The 19,336-nt window shown below is 65.7% G+C and carries 17 protein-coding genes; 13 read left to right on the forward strand and 4 right to left on the reverse strand.

Annotated features, from left to right (window positions below):
- Window positions 1-344: 344 nt before the first annotated feature.
- Complete coding sequence (locus A6A04_RS18070; protein ID WP_068495422.1) at window positions 345-1,052, reverse strand: SDR family oxidoreductase; 708 nt, start codon at window positions 1,050-1,052, stop codon at window positions 345-347.
- 152 nt (window positions 1,053-1,204) lie between these two features.
- Between A6A04_RS18070 and A6A04_RS21970 the strand changes: the two genes are divergently transcribed.
- The 6 genes from A6A04_RS21970 to A6A04_RS18100 all read left to right on the forward strand — a co-directional run bounded on the left by A6A04_RS21970 (window position 1,205) and on the right by A6A04_RS18100 (window position 6,942).
- Window positions 1,205-2,185, forward strand: coding sequence for a GNAT family N-acetyltransferase (locus A6A04_RS21970; protein ID WP_082915042.1), 981 nt, complete (start codon window positions 1,205-1,207; stop codon window positions 2,183-2,185).
- 194 nt (window positions 2,186-2,379) lie between these two features.
- Entirely contained in the window at window positions 2,380-2,643 is a 264-nt protein-coding gene (locus A6A04_RS18080) for a hypothetical protein (protein ID WP_068495424.1), read from the forward strand.
- Window positions 2,644-2,761: 118 nt separating this feature from the next.
- The gene (locus A6A04_RS18085; protein ID WP_068495426.1) at window positions 2,762-3,676 is read left to right on the forward strand and encodes a LysR family transcriptional regulator; all 915 of its coding nucleotides are present in this window, start codon (window positions 2,762-2,764) and stop codon (window positions 3,674-3,676) included.
- 174 nt (window positions 3,677-3,850) lie between these two features.
- Complete coding sequence (locus A6A04_RS18090; RefSeq protein WP_068495428.1) at window positions 3,851-5,707, forward strand: thiamine pyrophosphate-dependent enzyme; 1,857 nt, start codon at window positions 3,851-3,853, stop codon at window positions 5,705-5,707.
- 109 nt (window positions 5,708-5,816) lie between these two features.
- A complete protein-coding gene (locus tag A6A04_RS18095) occupies window positions 5,817-6,449 on the forward strand; it encodes an indolepyruvate oxidoreductase subunit beta (RefSeq protein ID WP_068495430.1) in 633 nt (210 codons plus the stop codon).
- Window positions 6,450-6,531: 82 nt separating this feature from the next.
- A complete protein-coding gene (locus A6A04_RS18100; RefSeq protein ID WP_068495432.1) occupies window positions 6,532-6,942 on the forward strand; it encodes a response regulator in 411 nt (136 codons plus the stop codon).
- Here A6A04_RS18100 and A6A04_RS18105 read toward each other — a convergent pair whose 3' ends face one another.
- Together A6A04_RS18105 and def are read right to left on the reverse strand one after the other, a co-directional pair.
- Window positions 6,943-7,575 carry a COQ9 family protein gene (locus A6A04_RS18105; protein WP_068495434.1) on the reverse strand — a complete coding sequence of 211 codons (633 nt, stop codon included), beginning with the start codon at window positions 7,573-7,575 and terminating at the stop codon, window positions 6,943-6,945.
- A gap of 2 nt (window positions 7,576-7,577) precedes the next feature.
- Complete coding sequence (gene def, locus A6A04_RS18110; protein ID WP_068495436.1) at window positions 7,578-8,117, reverse strand: peptide deformylase; 540 nt, start codon at window positions 8,115-8,117, stop codon at window positions 7,578-7,580.
- Between the two features lie 113 nt (window positions 8,118-8,230).
- Between def and rpsU the strand changes: the two genes are divergently transcribed.
- The 7 genes from rpsU to A6A04_RS18145 all read left to right on the forward strand — a co-directional run bounded on the left by rpsU (window position 8,231) and on the right by A6A04_RS18145 (window position 17,510).
- Window positions 8,231-8,434: a 30S ribosomal protein S21 gene (rpsU, locus tag A6A04_RS18115; RefSeq protein WP_002726599.1), complete on the forward strand. Its 204-nt coding sequence runs from the start codon at window positions 8,231-8,233 to the stop codon at window positions 8,432-8,434.
- A gap of 279 nt (window positions 8,435-8,713) precedes the next feature.
- Window positions 8,714-11,230, forward strand: a complete 2,517-nt coding sequence (locus tag A6A04_RS18120) for a bacteriohemerythrin (protein WP_082915043.1) — start codon at window positions 8,714-8,716, stop codon at window positions 11,228-11,230.
- 344 nt (window positions 11,231-11,574) lie between these two features.
- Entirely contained in the window at window positions 11,575-11,754 is a 180-nt protein-coding gene (locus tag A6A04_RS18125; RefSeq protein ID WP_068495440.1) for a hypothetical protein, read from the forward strand.
- 265 nt (window positions 11,755-12,019) lie between these two features.
- Complete coding sequence (locus A6A04_RS18130; protein WP_068495441.1) at window positions 12,020-12,538, forward strand: arsenate reductase/protein-tyrosine-phosphatase family protein; 519 nt, start codon at window positions 12,020-12,022, stop codon at window positions 12,536-12,538.
- A 129-nt stretch (window positions 12,539-12,667) separates the two neighbouring features.
- The gene (locus tag A6A04_RS18135) at window positions 12,668-14,428 is read left to right on the forward strand and encodes a GGDEF domain-containing protein (RefSeq protein ID WP_068495443.1); all 1,761 of its coding nucleotides are present in this window, start codon (window positions 12,668-12,670) and stop codon (window positions 14,426-14,428) included.
- An 83-nt stretch (window positions 14,429-14,511) separates the two neighbouring features.
- Window positions 14,512-15,468, forward strand: a complete 957-nt coding sequence (phnD, locus tag A6A04_RS18140) for a phosphate/phosphite/phosphonate ABC transporter substrate-binding protein (protein WP_068495444.1) — start codon at window positions 14,512-14,514, stop codon at window positions 15,466-15,468.
- A complete protein-coding gene (locus A6A04_RS18145; RefSeq protein ID WP_068495446.1) occupies window positions 15,465-17,510 on the forward strand; it encodes a putative bifunctional diguanylate cyclase/phosphodiesterase in 2,046 nt (681 codons plus the stop codon). The genes phnD and A6A04_RS18145 overlap by 4 nt, the downstream gene beginning before the upstream one ends.
- Here the strand turns inward: A6A04_RS18145 and A6A04_RS18150 are convergent.
- Entirely contained in the window at window positions 17,489-19,294 is a 1,806-nt protein-coding gene (locus tag A6A04_RS18150) for an O-acetylhomoserine aminocarboxypropyltransferase (protein ID WP_068495448.1), read from the reverse strand. The genes A6A04_RS18145 and A6A04_RS18150 overlap by 22 nt on opposite strands.
- Window positions 19,295-19,336 lie beyond the last annotated feature (42 nt).

The raw sequence follows: 19,336 nt of genomic DNA on the forward strand, positions 1-19,336 counted from the left end.
TCTCGCCAACATCTGCGCAGGCCTATGTTAAGCCAGGAGGGCTTAACAAATTGCTTTGCCCAGACCATCAGCGTGGCGGGAGATTGTGGCGAAATAAGCGACGATCGAAGATTTTGGGCGCTGGGTCGCACCGCCTTGGACAGGACGGTGGCGGCGGCCGCCACATCGGCCACGTCCACGGTCAGGCTGTCGAACACCTTGGCGGCCCGGCGATGACGGCAAGGGCGGAACGGCGCATTCTCCCGCCCCCAGGAGCAACCTTTCGGCAACACTGCCCCTGGTGGCTTCGCAAGAAAAGCACCCACCTCCGTCATAGAAGATGAGGGGACGCCATAGGCGGGGGGTCAGATATACTGGCCCGAATCCACCTTGATCACCTCGCCGGTGATGCAGCGCGCCGCGTCCGACAGCAGGAACAGCACGGCGTTGGCGATGTCCGAGGTATCGGGCAGGATGGCGAGCGCCGCCTCGGCCAGGGCACGATCGCGGAACTGCTGGTCCAGCTTCAGAGTCATCTCGGTCAGCACCATGCCCGGCGCCACCGCGTTGCAGGTCACGCCCTTCGGCCCCAGTTCCTTGGCCGCCGTCTTGGTCAGCCCCACCATGCCCGCCTTGGAGGCGGCGTAGTTGCCCTGGCCCATCTTGCCGCGCAACCCGTTGATGGAAATCATGTTGACGATCCGCCCCACCCCGGCCTGGACCATGCCGGGACCGGCGGCGCGGATGGTGTTGAAGGCGCTGGTGAGATTGACGGTCAGGACCGAGGCCCACTCGTCGTCGCTCATCTTGAGCAAGGTGCGGTCCCGGGTGATGCCCGCATTGTTGACCAGCAGATGCACCGGCTTGCCGATGGCGGCGAAGGCGGCGTTGACGCTGGCGGACTCCGACACATCCACCGCATGGGCGGTCATGCCCGCGGGAAGGTCGCCGGTCTCGCGGTCAAAGACGTGAACCTCGGCCCCACCGGCGGCCAGCCCCTCGGCGATGGTGCGCCCGATGCCGCGCATGCCGCCGGTGACCACCGCGACCCGACCCGGAAATTCCCACTTCATTCCAACCCCCTCTTGACCGGCGTTTGTATTTCGGTATTATCGTACCGAATTATTCATTTAACAAGGTACCGCCCGCCCAGGGGAGTCGTCAAGTGTCGGCGCCCCCTACACCTTCGGAACGGCACCTAGAGATCGGGAGGTTCGCGAGTTCCATGAGCACCACTATCCGCGATATCACGAGTGCCGACATCGAGCGGGTGATCGAGCTTGATCGTCGCCTGACGGGGGCACCCCGCCGCAATTACCACGAGAAGCGTATGGCCGCCGCCACGGCGGAGCCCACCAGCTTCGTTTCCATCGCCGCCGCCGACGGCCCGGTGCTGAAGGGCTATGTCCTGGCCCATATCCTGGACGGCGAATTCGGCGGCACCGGCCCGGTGGGCGTGGTCGAGACCATTGGTGTCGACCCCGACCAGCGCGGCAACGGCCTGGGGCGCAAGCTGATGGCGGCGGTCGAGGCCGCCATGAAGCAGCGCGGCATCCGCGAACTGGTCACCCAGGCCGACTGGACCGAACACGGCATCACCCGCTTCTTCCAGTCCGCCGGGTTCGAACTGGCCCCCCGTATCGTCCTGGAGCGCGGCACGGACGACGTCTCGGATTTCGAGGCCCCGCTGGCCCAGCAGGTGCGCGACAGCGACGAGGTCGACCTGTCCGACCCCTCGGGCGACGACTTCTCCGCATTGTCGCGTGACCGGGTGCCGGTGCGCTCGCTGACCGAGGCCGACTATCCCTATATCGTGTCCATCGACCGCAAGGTCATGCGCCGCGACCGCTCGGGCTACTACAAGCGCAAGATTTCCGAGGTCACCAAGGAATCCGGCGTCCGCGTCTCCCTGGTGGCCGAGCTGGACGGCATGTTCGCGGGCTTCGTCATGGCCCGGACCGAATACGGCGAATTCGGCCGCGCCCAGGCCACCGCCATCCTGGACACCATCGGCGTCGACCCGGCCTATTCCGGCCATAATGTCGGCCGCGCCCTGTTGAGCCAATTGCTGACCAACCTGTCGTCCCTGGGCGTCGAGAAGGTCCAGACGCAGGTCAGCTGGAACAGCTTCGACCTGCTGCGCTTCATGGCGCGGTGTGGCTTCGTCCCCTCGCAGCGCCTGTCGTTCTGGCGCCGCCTGGACTAAGGGCCCCTCCGCAGGTCGTCTCCCCCCCCCTTTCACCGACCCGCGCCAAGGGGCCGGAAGCCGACATGGCTTCCGGCCCCTCTTTCATGATTAATGCATCTTTTCGATCTAGCCCTTGAGGCCTACATTGAGTTCATGGCCTGGGGTTCATCCGCCAGTCACCTGACTGGCGCCCCACCATGGAGGGGTATACCATGAAGATGTTCGCTGCCGTTCTTGCCGCCGGAATGCTGGCCCTGGCGTCCACCGCCGCCTTCGCCGGCGCCGACGACACCAAGTGGGTCGCCAAGTGCATCAGCGACAATTCCGATGCCAAGGTGTCGGTCGAGATCGTCGCCAAGTACTGCACCTGCATGAACAACAAGATGGACGACAACGAAACCAAGACCATTACCCAGTGGGAAAAGACCCACCCGGCCGAGATGAAGGCCTGTGAAAAGGAAGCGGGCTGGAAGTAACAGCCTCGCCGTCCGGATTGGACAGCCCGGGGGGACGCGCCACAGGGGGCGGTCCCCCCGCTTCATGTCCGGACCATATGGAACTCCATCCCGCCATATCTTTTTGGTATGATCAGGCATGGATATCCGACAACTGCGCTATTTCCTCGGCATCGTCGAACACGGATCGCTGACCCGGGCCGCCGAGGCGTTGCGGGTGGCGCAACCGGCGTTGAGCCTGCACCTCAAACGCCTGGAAGAGGAAATCGGCTGCCCGCTGGTCCATCGCACCGCCCGGGGCGTGGTCCCCACCGAAAGCGGCCAGCGTCTGGCGCTGCGCGCCGCCATGCTGGTGGATCAGGTCTCGGGCCTGCGCGATGAGATCCGGGGATTGGAGGCCGCGCCCTCCGGCCCAACGGTGATCGGCATTCCCACCTCGCTCGGCCCCATGCTGACGGCCCCCTTGGTGATGGATGTGCGCCGCCGCTATCCGGCCATCCGGCTGCGGGTGGTGGAAGGCTTGTCGGGCCACATGCTGGAATGGGTGTCGTCGGGCAAGGTGGACATGGCGCTGGTGTTCGGGGCCGAGCCGCCCCCCGGACTCGCCACCCGCTTCGTCGCCCGCGAGCGGCTGGGGCTGGTGGCCCCAAAGGGCGACGAAACCGCCGCCGGGCGCGACCGCATCGAGCTGGCGGCCGCCCTGGAACTGCCCCTGATCCTTCCCGGCCATCCCCACGGCCTCCGGGTCGAGGTGGAGCGCGCCGCCGCCTCGATGGGAACCTCTGCGCATGTGGTGGTGGAGGTGGACGCCCTGGAACAGATCAAGGCGCTGGTGGCCAAGGGCGCCGGTTATACCGTGCTGTCAGAACGCTATGCCCGCAGCGGCCCGGAAGCCTCGGGGCTGGTCTGCATCCCCATCGTGGCGCCCGAGATCGAGCGGACCATCTCGCTGGCCCATTCCGCCGACCGGCCGCTGTCCATCGCCGCCAGGGCGGTGCACGCCATCGCCCTGGAACAGTTGGGACGGCTGACCCATGATGGCCGCTGGATGTGATACAGAATTCAACAATCCCGGTATCGCACAGATATGCATTGGTGCGCCGGGAATGCGCATTCCGCTTCCGATTCGGTCCGCACCGATGGTAGGGTCTAGCCCTTCCGCCGAGACCGGGGGCGATACCACCCGGACCGCGGAACTGGTCCAAGGATGAGAGGGTAGGAGCTTTCCATGTCCGCTGCCGTCAAGGCGAAGCCGCAGTCACGTCTTCTGTTGTCCGGTAACGACGCCATCGCCCGGGGTGTCTGGGAGGCTGGCGCCAAGGTCGCCGCCGCCTATCCCGGCACGCCGTCCACCGAAATCCTGGAAAGCCTGTCCCAGTATCCCGATCTCTATGCCGAATGGTCGGTCAACGAGAAGGTGGCCCTGGAAGTGGCCATCGGCGGCTCCATGTCGGGAGCCCGCTCGTTCTGCGCCATGAAGCATGTGGGCCTCAACGTCGCCTCCGACGCCTTCATGACCATCACGGTCGCGGGCGTGGTCGGCGGCCTGGTCATCGCCGTGGCCGACGATGTCGGCATGAGTTCGTCCCAGAATGAACAGGACTCCCGCTTCTGGGGCCGCTTCGGCCATGTGCCGCTGCTGGAGCCCGCCGACTCGCAGGAAGCCTACGAGATGGCCAAATACGCCTTCGAACTGTCGGAGGCCTATAACACCCCCGTCATCCTGCGCCTGACCACCCGCGTCTGCCATGTCAAGGCGGTGGTGCAGGTGGGCGAGCGCGCCGCCCACGACATCACCGGCTTCAAGTCCGACGCCCGGCGCTGGGTCATGACCCCGGCCAATGCCAAGGGTCGCCTGCCCGACCAGATCGCCCGCGAGGGCAAGCTGCAGGCCCTGGCGGAAGTCTCCCCGCTCAACGTGCTGGAGCCCGGCTCCGACCGTCGGGTCGGCTTCGTCACCTCGGGTCCCGCCTATATGCATGTGCGGGAAAGCTTCCCCGACGCGCCGGTGCTGAAGCTGGGCTTTTCCTATCCGGTGCCCATGGCCCTGGTGGAGAAGCTGGCGGCCCAGGTCGACCACCTGGTGGTGGCCGAGGAAACCGAGCCGCTGCTGGAACACGACATCAAGGCCGCCGGGCTGCTGACGATCCACGGCAAGGACCTGCTGCCCCGCCTGGGCGAGCTGACCCCCAACGTGCTGATCCCAGCCATCAAGACCTTCCTGGGCGAGCCCATTCCGCCGACCTCGACCTATCCGAAATTCGACCCCTTCCCCCGGCCGCCGACCATGTGCGCCGCCTGTCCCCATATGGGCGTCTACTACTCGCTGGCCCGCATGCGCAAGAAGGTGCAGATTTCCGGCGATATCGGCTGCTACACCCTGGGCGCCGGGCATCCGTGGAACGCGCTGGACACTACCATTTCCATGGGCGCCTCCATGGGCATCGCGCTCGGCATGGACAAGGCGCGCTCGGAAGAGACCAAGGACAAGGCGGTGGTGGCCGTCATCGGCGATTCCACCTTCCTGCACATGGGCATGCAGGGCATGCTCGACATCGTCTATAACCGCGGCAATGTCACCACCCTGATCCTGGACAACCGCACCACCGGCATGACCGGCGGCCAGAACCACGCCGGAACCGGCAAGGGCCTCAAGGGCGACGACGCGCCGCGCGTCGATTTCGTCAAGCTGGTGGAAGCCCTGGGCGTCGCGCCCGAGCGCATCCGCAAGATCGACCCCTATCAGCTGCCGGTGGTGTTCAAGACCATCAAGCAGGAGATCGAGACCCCCGGCCCGTCGGTGATCATCACCGACCGGCCCTGCGTCCTGTCCGAGTTCTATCACAAGATCGAGCCCTACCGGGTGGTGGACGAGGACTGCACCGGCTGCGGCAACTGCATCAATGTGGGCTGTCCCGCCATCACCGTGAAGCGCTCGGAAAGCAAGCTGCGACCCGACGGCAAGACCAACGAGCTGAAATTCACCACCATCGACACCGCCATGTGCACCGGTTGCCACATGTGCGTCGAATCCTGCGGACCCAAGGCCATCGTACTGGCCAAGCCCGTCGCGGTGGCCGAGTGAAGACTGAATTGAGCGAGCGGAGCGAGCGCGGCGCCATTGCGGCGCCCGGAGCGAAGCGGAGGAGCCAAGGGTGCGCGAGCACCCGCCCGGCGATTGAGGGACAAACGAAATGAACGATGTCATCACCAACATCCTGGTCTGCGGTACCGGTGGCCAAGGCGTCATGACCGCCGCCGAGATCCTGGCCCAGACCGCCATCACCAAGGGCTTCGACTGCAAGAAGTCGGAAGTGGCAGGCATGGCCCAGCGTGGCGGCGTCGTCACCAGCCATGTCCGCTTCGGCAAGCGCGTCTGGTCGCCGGTCATCACGCCGGGCACCGCCGATATCCTGGTGGCGTTCGAGGTGGCGGAAGGCTCGCGCTGGGCCGACATGCTGCGGCCCGGCGGCATCGCCATGGTCAATACCATCCGGCTGGTGCCGCCGGTGGTGTCCATGGGACTGTTCAAGTATCCCGACGATCCGGTGGCCCAGATGCGGGCGGCGGGCGTGACGGTCTACGACTTCGATGCCGGCGCCATCGCCCGCGAATTGGGCGACCTCAAGCTGGTCAACACCATCATGCTGGGCGCCATCGCCGACTTCCTGCCCTTCCCCGCCACCGAGCTGGAGGAACAGATCGTCGGCCGCTTCCGCGAAAGGAAGCCCGCCATGGTCGAGGTCAACCAAAAGGCCTTCGAGGCCGGGCGCGCCGCCGCCCGTGCCCGCGCCAGCGCCGACCAGCAACTGGCGGCCAATTCATAAGGTCTTCACCCCTTTGGCTTTCTCGCCGGTTCTGCTAGATTTCAATGAACCGGCGAGATCGCCAGCCCGTGGGAGAGCCCCAATGCCGTCTACCGCTGCCATCGACCTTGGTGCCCTGAAGATTCTGATCATCGACGATCAGGAATTCGTGCGCACCATCGTCAAGAAGATGCTGCAGCAGGTGGGAGTCGGCCTGATCGTCGAGGCCCATGACGGCAATTCCGGCCTGGAAGCGGCCGAGCGCGACCTTCCCGACGTGGTCATTTGCGACGTGCAGATGCGTCCGGTGGACGGTTTCGGCTTCGTCAAGGCACTGCGGGCCAAGCCGTTCGGCACCGCCATGCCGGTGATCATGCTGACCGCCCATACCGATGCCACCACGGTGGAGCGGGCCAAGGAACTGAACGTCAACGCCTTCCTGGCCAAGCCGGTGCTGCCGCCCGCCCTGAAGGAAAAGATCATCGCCGTGGTCGGCAAGGGCAAGACCGGCTGATCAGCGCTGCGGCACGCCCCAGCGCCGGGCGGGCATCTTCAATCCGGACACCCAGCCTTCCACTTTCTGACGCAGCTTCGGCAAATTGCGCACATCGTTGAGGCGGCGGCGCAGGAAGGCCCAACTGTCCTCGCATCCCTCGGACGGATCGTCCAGCCAGTACAGCAAGGTGGCGGAATAGACCGCCCCCAGGCTCATGCGCTTGGTATACCACGAAAAATCGTGCGAGGAATCCCCCACCGCCCGCCAGATGGCGTCGACGCTGGCCCAGGTCAGCCGCCCCGCCACAGCGATATTGGAGGGCAGAGACAGCAGCGAGGCCGCCCGGCGCATGGCCTCGCGGTGCTCGCTCCAGGGTTCCAGGCGCAGCCGCACCGCCCGATACACCTTCTCACCCAGGCCGAGGCCCTCCAAGCCCGAGGCCGCCATGGCCTCCGCCATGCGGCGATCGGCCAGATCGGTCAGATGAGCCACCGCATCCACGGCGCCACAGGGAAACAGCCGGGCGGGCAGGGTCGGATCGAGGTCAAGGTCCCGCGCCGCCGCCGCCAGCGAGGCCTCCGACCAGCCGTCGAAAGCGGCGTGGGGCAACATGGCCTCGACCATGGCATCCTTCAGGCGCACCATCTCCATTCCTACTCTCCTCCGTCGAAATCCGGATCGCTGAGCGCCTTGCGGGTTTCCTCGACAAAGCCGAAGGTCCCCAGATCGGGCATGCGCATGGGGTAGAGAACCCCATCCAGATGATCGCATTCATGCTGAAGCACCCGGGCATGAAACCCTTCGGCCTCCCTTTCCAACGGCTGCCCCTGCCGGTCGAGGCCCCAATAGCGCAACCGGGTGAAGCGGGGCACCGCCCCGGTCATCCCAGGCAGCGACAAACAGCCTTCGTAGTCGGTTTGCACCGTGTCGTCGAGCGGTTCCAGTTCGGGATTGATCAGAACAGTCAGCGGCACGGCCGCGCCGCCATTGCGAAGGGCGGGCACGAAAAACACCACGATCCGCAGCGATGCGAAAACTTGCGGCGCCGCCAGTCCGACCCCGCCCGCATCGGCCATGGTTTCAATCATGTCGTCGATAAGACGCTGGATTTCCGGTGACAGCGGTTCTTCCACCGGGGCCGCCTTGCCTTGCAGCACCGGGCTGCCCATGCGGGCAATCTTCAAAATGGACATTCGACCTCTTTGCCCTTCCCAACCGCACCGCCCTGTGCTATCAACCCACCTCCCGAACGGCAGGTCTGCCGTGCGAAGGGGGTCTTTTCAGCGTAGAGGAGCGGTGGCGCAACGTGCAAGTTCTCGTTCGTGACAACAATGTCGATCAGGCCCTGAAGGCGCTCAAGAAGAAGATGCAGCGTGAGGGGGTTTTCCGCGAGATGAAGCTTCGCCGTAATTACGAGAAGCCGTCCGAGCGCCGTGCCCGTGAGAAGGCCGAGGCGGTGCGTCGCGCCCGCAAGCTCGAGCGCAAGCGCCTCGAGCGCGAAGGCTTCTAAGCACAGGCTCCTTCGGCCGGCAGCATCGCGTCGGCCGTCCCTGCCCTGCTCGCCCTTACGCCTGGCGTCATGACTTCGGTCATGGCGCTTTTTGGCTTTGCATCTGGACCGCCCCCCTTGTCGGTTGCCAGTCCCGGACTGCAACAAGACTGAGACATCTTATTCACCAAAGCTTCAAGCGGACTCATCCGCCGACCCCGCCATAATCCGCCGCCGATTGGCTTGGCTCATGAACGCCTGTGCCGGACCTCCGGCAGGCGGCAACGGTGGTGCGTGGATATGACGGAATTTGCCGAAGCGGCTTACGCGACACCTCTCTGGCGCAAGGTTGATTGGTCTTCCTGGCGCAATGGAGTCTGGGCGCGCCGGGCCGCCAGCAGATGGCGGGCGCTGGCGGCGGAGCCGCTGGCATGGTGGCAGACCGGTGACGTGCCCTGGTTCCGCGACATCAGCATTCAGGCCCGCTTCTCCCTCTTGATCGGCGTGGTGCTAGCCGCCGGGGTGCTGGTTGGAACCGCCTATGGCCTCGGCGAGCGCAGCATCTCCCGCGCCCTCAATGATCAGATGGAATACCAGTCGCTGCTGGAACTTTCGTCCGGCATCCGGGCGGGCGCGCTGACCATGCAGACCGATGCGAACGGCCTGACCGCCGAGCGCAAGGCCCGTTTCGCCGAGGAATTCGATACCCAGTACTACCTTGTCACCGCCGCCCTGGCCGCCATCAAGGCCTCGCCCGTGGCCGCCGAGCACCACGACGAGATCGCCGCCCTGGACCACGCCCTGGCCGAGGTGAACGCCCAGTTCGGCAAGGTTGTGGCGCTGACCACCACCTTGGGCCTGACGGAGAGCGACGGATTGCGGGGCAAGCTGCGCGCCTCGGTCAAGGCCATCGAGGATGAATTGGCGCTCTGGCCCAATACCGACGACCTCAAGGCCCGCATGCTGCGCCTGCGCGAGGCCGAAAAGAACTTCATGATCTATCAGGATGCCTCGTATCTGGGAAAAAGCCGGGGTCTGGCCAGCCAGTTCGAATTCGCCATCGACGCCGCCGCCATCGCCAACTCCACCAAGGACGACTTCCGCGCCATGGCGACAGCCTATAGCGCGGACATGGCCGCCTATGGCGCCGCCCATCTGGAGCAGGAGACCGAGATCGCCAAATTGCGCAGCCTGTTCGAGGCCCTGCAGCCGCGCATCCAGGATTTCTCCACCATGGCCCATGTGGGCGTGGCCGAGGCCAATGAGCGTCAGGGCCAAACCCGGTCCCAGGTCGGTCTGGTCATCGCCGTGATCGGCAGCCTTGCCCTGCTGGCCGTGATCCTGGTGGGGCTGATTTCGGCCCGATCCATCGGGCGGCCGGTGCTGCTGATGGAAGAAGCCATGAGCCGCCTGGCCGATGGCGACAATCTGGCGGATATTCCCGGGGTCCATCGCGCCGACGAGGTCGGCATCATGGCCAAGGCGGTGCGGGTGTTCCGTGACAACGCCCTGGCCATGGAAGAATTGCGGGTGCGCCAGGAAGCCGAGCAGGCCGCCAAGGAATTGCGGGGGCAAAAGCTCGACGCCCTGATCGCCGCTTTCGATTCCGACGTCTCCGCCGTGATCGGGACCGTGGCGGGCTCGGCCGCCGATGCCGAGACCTCGGCCCGCGAGATGGACAGCTTCGCCAGCCAGACCGTGGAGCAGATGGAGGCTGTGGACCACTCGTCCGGTGCCGCCACCGCCAGTGTCCAGGCCATGGCCGCTGCCGCCGAACAGCTGGCCTATTCCATCGACGAGATTTCCGCCCGGGTCAACGAGGCCTCGAAGGTGGCGGTGGAGGCGTCCAAGACCGCCAGCCGCACCGACGACATCGTCCGATCGCTGTTCGAGGCGTCCAAGCGCATCGGCGCGGTTGTGACCTTCATCCAGACCATCGCCTCGCAGACCCGCCTGCTGGCGCTGAACGCCACCATCGAAGCCGCTCGGGCAGGCGAGCACGGCCATGGTTTCGCCGTGGTGGCGGGCGAAGTCAAGCAACTGGCGGACAAGACCAGCAGCGCCACCAATGAAATCGCCGGCCAGATCGCCGCGGTCCAGGCGGCAGGCGAGTCGGCGGTGGGCGCCATCCGCGAGATCGCCGCCTCGGTGGAAAAAGTCAACGAAATCTCTGGCACCATCGCCGCCGCCGTCGAGGAACAGGGCGCCGCCACCCGCGAGATTTCCCGCGCCGCCCAGGATGCCGCCCAGGGAACCACCATGGTGGCCTCGTCCATCAACTGGGTGGTCAAGGAGGCGGCGCAGATGCGCAGCTCGGCCAGCACCATGCTGGAAGGCTCGGTGCGCATGACGGGGCAGTCGGAAATCCTGCGCGCCATGGTCGATAACTTCCTGCTGGGAGTCCAGGACGGCGCCCCCAGCTTGAAATGGGGCGAAGCCTGGCTGACCGGCCATCCGGTCATCGACGAGGACCACCGGCTGCTGGTCGAGACCGTCAACGAACTGAGCGAGGCCATGATCGCGGGCAAGGGGCGCGATATCCTGGGTGCCATCCTGGACCGGCTCGCCGACTACACCACCCGTCATTTCGCGCGAGAGGAAGCCATCTGGGAGCAGGGCGGTCTCGACTCACTGGAGGAACATCGCCGCTTCCATCGAGACCTCCTGGCCAAGGTCAAAAGCTTTGCCGAGGATTTCCGCCTCGGCAAGGCCACGCTCAGCATGGACATGATGACCTTCCTGCGCGACTGGCTGATGAAGCATGTGTTCAAGACCGACAAGCAGGCCGTCGCCACCATCGCCCCCGCCACCCGTTGAAAATGTAACACTTCTGGGGATTGTCGCCCCCCCGGAGCTGCGGTATATTTCAGTTCAGTGACGCACACGCACGTGCCGATGGCCCATCCGAGGTTATGCAACGACGATCGCGTCCTTTTTGGAGGAGCCGGCCACCGTGGGCCGGTACCCGAAAGGGAGGTGGACATGTTGGTGACCCGTGTTCTGGGCACTTTCCCCGACGCCGCATCCATGACCAGCACTAGGCCGTAAGCCGCGGTCGCGCAGCCGATTCCGGTTGCCTGCTGCCGTATCGCTTACGCGACATCCCCTCCCATGCGAGGGGATGTGGACGGAGGATTCTCCGTGATCATGGGGAGGAAGAAATGGAAAACTGGGCCCGCCTGATGACCGCCGATCGTGAATTGTCCCAAGCCTTCGATCTGCTGGACCGCGCCCGCGAGATCACCTTGCGCACACCCGCCGCCATCGTTACCCGCGAAGGCCTGGTGGCCGCCGCCCGCGATGCCGTGACCCGGGTCAACGGCCTGCTGAAGCACGATTAGCGCGTGATCCGCCTCGTCATGTCATCCCGAGCGGCAGCGAGGTATCTCATCCTGGAACGGCTATTCCGGCTTGGAACCAGCGGTCCAGAGAGAGATCCCTCCGCCCGATGGTCGTCGGGATGACGGATCATCTCATGCGCCGACCGGTATCATCGTCCCCCGCGACGCCAAGACCGCCGTCCGCAGGCTTAGGAAAACCATAACATTCATCCGGCTTTGAACAGCCTATACTCCCCTTGCGTACAGCCTCAGGGGAGCCGAAGCCATGGCCATTCCCAATAAGGTCTTCAACGTCCTCTTCATTTGCGACGACGACACCGTCCGTGCCCCCATCGCCGCCTCGCTGCTCAATGCCCGGCCGTCCGGAGGCTTTCGCGCCTTCAGCGCCGGCATCGCGCCCAGCACGGCGGTTCCCGCCGCCACCCTGGATGCGCTGCGGGCCGCCGGAGCCCCGGCCGAGGGGCTGACCCCGGTCCCGTTGGACGATTTCCGTCCGGCGGGCGCCCCTCACATGGACTTCGTCTTCACCCTGACGGAACCCCACGAGGCCTGCAGCATCGGCGCCCCCCTGCCCGGCGCGCCGGTGGTGGTCCCCTGGCCGATTCCGCGCCCGGACCTGGATACCGGCTCACTGGCCGAGCGCAGTTCCCGCATCGCCGAGGTGGTGCGCATGATCCGCCGCCGGGTCGACCTGTTCTCGGAACTGCCGCTGGACCGGCTCGATGCCCTGACCCTGCGCCTTCAAGCCGAAGGCGTTCATCAGCGGGCTACCGACGAATCGTGACGCCTGGATGATTCTTTTGTTTCAGTCGGCCGTGGCGAGTGCCCCGCGACAGTCGCGGCGGTATAATCCCGCGTCGCGATACCACGCCCGTTCGTTGATCCGTTCCGTCGCACCGAAAAGTCCCTTTCCATGCCCCCGGCCATCGACAGCAGCACCGACTTCTCCGGTATCCGGGTGGCCCTCCAGGCCATCGTCAACGTCCATTCCGGCCTGTGCTTCGGACACGAGGCCCTGCTGCGCGGTTGGGAAGCCTATGGCGCCGAGTCCATCGAGGATTTGCTGGGGGCCTGCCATGCCGCCGGGCGGCTGGCCGATCTGGAAATCACCGTCCGCACCCGCATCGCCGATCTGGCCCGCTGTTATCCCGCGGTGGCTCAATCCGCCCTGTTCGTCAACCTGGATGCCCGCGCCGTCGGGCAACTGGACCAGGTCATGGAGGCGACTCGGCAGTTGCTGCAACCCCTTTTCCCCCATGTGGTGACCGAGATTTCCGCCCTGCCTCAGGGCGAGGCGCCGACGGTCTATTCCGCCAAGACCATGCGGCGCCAGGGCGGCATGCTGGCCATTGACCGCTTCGGAGCCGCCGCCGCCTCGCTCAGCCTGCTGTCGGGCTGCGATCCGGACTTCATCAAGATCGACCGTTCGCTGATCGCCGGTATCGATACCGAGGCCCGCAAGCGGGTGGTGCTGGCCCAGGTGATCGGCATGGCCCACACCCTGGGTATCGAGGTCATCGCCGTGGGGGTCGAAAGCGGCCGCGATCTCACCGTCTGCCGCGAATTGGGCCTGGACCTGATCCAAGGCTATTTCATCAGCCCGCCCCAGGAAGCCCCCGACCGCCTGGGGGGAAGCTATGAGCATGTGGATGCCCTGGCCCGCGAGGACCGCCGCCAACGCCAGATCGACCAGAAATGGGTGATCCAGCAGATGGATCAGGTCCCCGCCATCCTGGTGGACGCGCCGCTGCGCGACATGTTCGACCGCTTCGCCCGTTCGCCGGACAATGCCTATGTGCCGGTGGTGGACGCCACCGGCCGCCCGCTGGGCATCGTGCGCGAAAGCGACATGAAGAATTACGCCTATTCCGCCTATGGCAAGGATCTGATCGCCAACAAGGCCCTGGGCCGCCGCCTGCGCGAATTCGTGGTGCGCTGCCCCATCGCCGACATCACCACGCCGCTCGACCGCATGCTGTCCATTTTCGCCGCCGCCGAGAAGGCCGACGGCATCCTGCTGTCCGAGCACATGGTCTATCGCGGCTTCCTGACCGCCCGCTCGCTGATCCGCGCCATGCACGAAAAGACCCTGGCGCGGGCCCGTGATGAAAACCCCCTGAGCAAACTGCCCGGCAACGTGGTCATCACCGAATACGTCAACGACTGCATCGCCGATGGCGAGGGCGCGGTGTTGGCCTATATCGACTTCGACAACTTCAAGCCATTCAACGACACCTACGGCTTCCGCCAGGGCGACCGCGCCATCTTGCTGTTCGCCGAGTTGTGCCGCAAGGCGGCCGACCCCCAGACCTGGTTCCTGGGCCATATCGGCGGCGACGACTTCTTCGTCGGCCTCAAGGGCGCCAGCGAGGCCGAGGCGGCCACCGCCATTGGCGACCTGATCCGCCAGTTCACCTCGGACGCCGAAAGCTTCTATGACGCCGAAGCCCGCCAGCGGCGCTGCATCACCGCCCAGGACCGCGAGGGCCATGTGAAGTCGTTTCCGCTGCTGTCGGCCAGCGCGGTGTTGCTGGTGCTGCCGCCCGGCAATCGCGAGGTCAGCGCCGACGACATCTCGTCTGCCATCGCATCGCGCAAGAAGGAAGCCAAATCCGCTCCCGACAAATTGGCGGTGGTGGTGCTGGCTTCGGACGCCTCTGTCACTTCAAAATAACCGAACATTAACACCGCCGAGCCGGGTCGAGCGCTATTGTGCACTGCGGCATATGGCCGAGAGAGCGCAGGAAGGGCTTCGCAATGCTAATCCGCGGCATTTTCGCTTTGGCGGCTGGTGCCCTGGCGCTGGCGGGACTGAAAACCGGAGCGCTGGCCGCCGACGCGCCCGCGCCACCGCTTCGCTTCGCCCTGATCGCCACCGAGGCCAGCAGCGAGGTTCAGGCCAAGTGGACGCCGGTGCTCGACGCGCTGGCCTGCCATCTCGGCCGGAGCGTGGTCGCCGAGGTTTCCGCCGACTATGCCGGGGCCATCTGGGCTCTGCGCAACGGCCGCGCCCAACTGGCCTGGCTGGGCAACAAGGCGGCTCTGGAAGCGGTGGACCACGCGGGCGCCGAGGTCTTCGCCCAGCATGTCTATCCATCCGGCCTCGGCGGCTATTACAGCACCCTGATCGTGCGGACCTCGTCGTCGCTGGCCAGTGCCGACGATTTGATAGCCCAGGCGACCGGGCTGACCCTGGCCATGGGCGATCCCAATTCCACCTCGGGAACCCTGGTACCCGGCCACTACCTGTTTGCCAGTCGCAGCATCGAGCCCCGCCGGGTATTCAAGCGGGTCATCCAGGGCAGCCACGAGGACAATGTCCATTCGCTGCTGGAAGGCCGCGCCGATGCCGCCACCGTCGCCAGCGTCCATCTCGACGGACTGCTGCGCCGTCGACCCGAATTGGCCAACGCCTTCCGGGTCATCTGGCGCTCGCCCTTGATTCCCGCCGATCCACTGCTGTGGGGATCCTCCCTTCCCGCCGAGGCCAAGGCCCAGGTCAAGGCATTCTTCCTGGATTACGGCCGCCCCGCCGTCCACAAGTCGGTGGACGTCATGGCCGCCGAGCAGGCCGCGCTGAAACGCCTGGACCTGTCCGGCTTCATCGCTTCGGACAATGGCCAACTGGCCATGGTCAAGGACCTGGAACAGGCCCGCCGCCGCATGGCCGAAGTCAAGCATTCCAGCACAACCGGAAAGGAAGGCGCGCCATGAGCATGATTCTTCGCCGCCTGCCCAGCCTCGGCATCGGAAGTAAGCTGCTGCTGGTGGTCCTGCCCTGCATGCTGCTGGGGGCGGTGATCATGTTCCTGGCCTTCGAGCGCTTCAGCACCCGCGAGCGGCTGTCGGCGCTGGAAGCCCGCCTGGACGCCTTCGCCGTCACCCAGGCGGCATCGCTGACCAAACCGCTGTGGGAATTCGACGAGACCACGGTGCACCGGCTGTTCGCCGCCTATGGCGAGGTTCCCGAACTGATGGTCGCCGCCGTGTTCGACGCCGATGGCCATCTGGTCGCCTCGGCGGGCGGCCGCGATTCCGATGGGCACCAGCAGGTGCTCAAACGGGCGGTTCCGCTGGTGCAGCAGGCCGTTGGCGGCGCCTATTCCATCGGTCGGCTGGAGGTCAGCTTCCATGACGGCCGGATTCGGCGCGAACTGGCGTCTCAGCGCTCGGCCGGGCTGCTGGTGCTGTCCTTGTCCTTCGTGCTGCTGGGGGGGATGACCTTGCTCAGCGTGCGCCGTCTGGTGGCTGAACCATTAAGGCGCCTGCGGGATTCGCTCCGCCACAATGCCAATGTCATGACCCGCGACCCCCTGGTCTGGCAAGGTGGCGACGAGGTCGGCGAAGTGGTGGGCGCCTATAACCGCCTGCTGGACGAAATCAGCCAGCGGACCGAGGACATCCACCGCATGGCCTATCACGACAGCCTGACCGGCCTGCCCAACCGTCGCCTGCTGGAAGACCGCATCGGCCACGCCATCGCCGTGGCCGAGCGTCAGAACCGCTCCATCGCCGTGCTGTTCGCCGATATCGACAACTTCAAGGTGATCAACGACACCCTGGGGCATAAGCAGGGCGACACCCTGCTGCGCATGGCCGCCGAGCGCATGAGCGCCATCATCCGCTCCATGGACACCATCGCCCGCTGGGGCGGCGACGAGTTCGTCATCGTGGTCGAAGGACTGGAATCGGCGGGCGAGGCCGCCAATGTGGCCGAGAAGCTGATCGAGGAGATCGGGGTTCCCATCCATCTCGACAGCAATCTGCTGCGCATTGGCGTCTCCATCGGCATCAGCCTCTATCCCCAGGACGGCACCGACGCCACCACCCTGATCAAGAATGCCGACATGGCCCTGTTCGAGGCCAAGGGACGCGGCCGCAACACCTTCCACTTCTTCGACCAGGCCATGAATTCCCGCGCCATCCGCCGCCTCGACATCGAGATGGCGCTGCGTCACGCCATCTCCGCCGGCCAATTGGAGCTGCATTATCAGCCCAAGATCGCCTCGGCCAACGGTGCCATCACCGGAGTGGAAGCCCTGGTCCGCTGGCGTCGCCCCGGCGAGGGGCTGATCCAGCCCGACGAATTCATTCCCCTGGCCGAGGAAAGCGACCTGATCGTGGCGGTGGGGGAATGGGTGCTGCACCAGGCCTGCGCCCAGATCAAGGCCTGGCGCGCCAAGGGCTTCGGCGACGTTCCCGTGGCCATCAATCTGTCACCGCGTCACTTCCGCCGCGACAAGGACCTGGACGGCATCATCGCCACGGTGGAGGCCGCCGGGATTCCACCCCACCTGATCGAGATCGAGGTCACCGAAACCACATTGATGCACGACCCGGAAAAGGCCATTGCCCTGTTGCAGCGGCTGCGCGACCGGGGCTTCGGCATCGCCATCGACGATTTCGGGTCGGGCTACTCCAACCTGTCCTATCTGCGCCGCCTGCCCATCACCACCTTGAAGATCGACCGCGCCTTCGTGATGGATATCGAGCACAACCAGGACAATATCGAGATCATCCGCGCCATCATCGCCATGGCCAACGCCCTGAGCCTGGGGCTGGTGGCCGAGGGCGTCGAGAACGAGCGCCAGTTCGCCTTCCTGCGCAATTCCGATTGCGCCGTGGTGCAGGGCTACTACTTCTCGCGTCCCCTGCCCCCGGCCGAGCTGGAATCCCTGTTGCAACGCCCCCGTTCGCCCCATCCGGCCCTGGATATCATGGGGCTCACCACACTTCAGGTGGCGGCCAACGCCTGATCCAGGTCACGGATGATGTCGTCGGCGGTTTCGATCCCCACCGACAGGCGGACCACATCCGGCCCCGCCCCGGCGGCCAGACGCTGTTCGTCCGAAAGCTGGCGATGGGTGGTCGAGGCCGGATGCAGGATCAGCGAGCGGGTATCGCCCACATTGGCGAGATGGGAGATCAGCCGCACCGATTCCACCACCTTGATGCCCGCGTCATAGCCGCCCTTGACCCCGAAGGTGAAGACCGACCCCGCCCCCTTCGGCAGGTATTTGGCGGCTAGGTCGCGATAGGGGCTGGATTTCAGCCCGGCATAGGACACCCAGGCCACCTTGGGATGGGCTTCGAGGAATTCGGCCACCTTGGCGGCATTGGCCACATGGCGTTCCATCCTGAGCGCCAGGGTCTCCATGCCGGTGATGGTCAGGAAGGCGTTCATGGGGGCCATGGACGGGCCGAAATCGCGCAGCGCCACCGCCCTGGCCTTGGTGGTGAAGCCGAAATCGCCGAAGGTCTCGTAGAAGGTCAGGCCATGATAGGCCGGTTCCGGCTTGGTCATGGAGGGGAACTTGTCGTTCTGGGCCCAGTCGAACTTGCCCGATTCCACCACCACACCGCCTAAGGAATTGCCGTGTCCGGCCAGGAACTTGGTGGTGGAATGGCAGATGATATCGGCGCCCCATTCGAAGGGGCGGCACAGATAGGGCGTCGCCAGGGTGTTGTCCACCACCAGGGGAATGCCCGCCTCGTGGGCCACGGCGGCCACCGCTTCCAGGTCGACCACGATGCCGCCGGGATTGGCCAGGCTTTCCACGAAGATGGCCTTGCATTTGGGCGTCAGCGCCTTCCGGAAATTGCCCGGGTCCCTGGGGTCGACGAAATGGCAGGTCCAGCCCAGCTTGCGGAAGGACAGGCCGAACTGGGTGAGCGATCCGCCATAGAGGTTGCGCGACGCAAGGAACTCGTCGCCCGGCTCCAGCAGGGTGAAGAAGGTCAGGAACTGCCCGGCATGGCCCGAGGCCGCCGCCACCGCCGCCCGGCCGCCCTCCAGGGTCGCCACCCGTTCCTCCAGCACCGACACGGTGGGATTGGTCAGGCGGGAATAGATATTGCCGAAAGTGTGCAGGTTGAACAGCGACGCCGCCTGCTCGGCATCCTCGAACACATAGGATGAGGTCTGGTAGATAGGGGTGATGCGCGCCCCGGTGGCCGGGTCGGGCGCCGCCCCGGCATGGACCGCCATGGTCTCGAAGCCATAGGTCAGGTTGCGGGGCGGCAGGGCGCGCTCCTTGCGCTCGGCCCGGCGCGGCGCCTCGGGCGCCTGGTTCTGCACCAGCCCGGTATTGACGCCACTCCAGCCCAACTCGCCCCCCAGCCGGCCGTATTCGATCTTGGGGCAGCGGTCCATCACCACTTCCAGACCGGCGGCCTCGGCCTTGGCGGCGGCCTCGTCGTTGCGCACCCCCAACTGCATCCACAGCACCTTGGCACCGACGGCGATGGCCTCGTCGGCCACCGGCCCCACCTGATCGGAGCGGCGGAACACCTCGACCATGTCCACCGGCTCACCGATCTCGGCCAGGCTGGCCTTGACCGCCTCGCCCAGGATTTCCTGCCCGGCGATGGAGGGATTGACCGGAATCACCCGATAGCCCTTGGTCTGCAGATACTTCATGACGAAATAGCTGGGGCGGTTCCAATTGGCGCTGGCCCCCACCAGGGCGATGGTGCGCACGCTGGCGAGAATGCGCCGCAGCTTGGCGTCGCTGTAGGACAGGGGGGCACGGTCGGTCATGGAGGAACCTCGGCTGAATGGGGGTGCGCAGTCTAGCAGGGG

It is taken from the genome of Paramagnetospirillum marisnigri, from assembly GCF_001650715.1.
GTDB classification, from domain to species: Bacteria; Pseudomonadota; Alphaproteobacteria; order Rhodospirillales; family Magnetospirillaceae; genus Phaeospirillum; species Phaeospirillum marisnigri.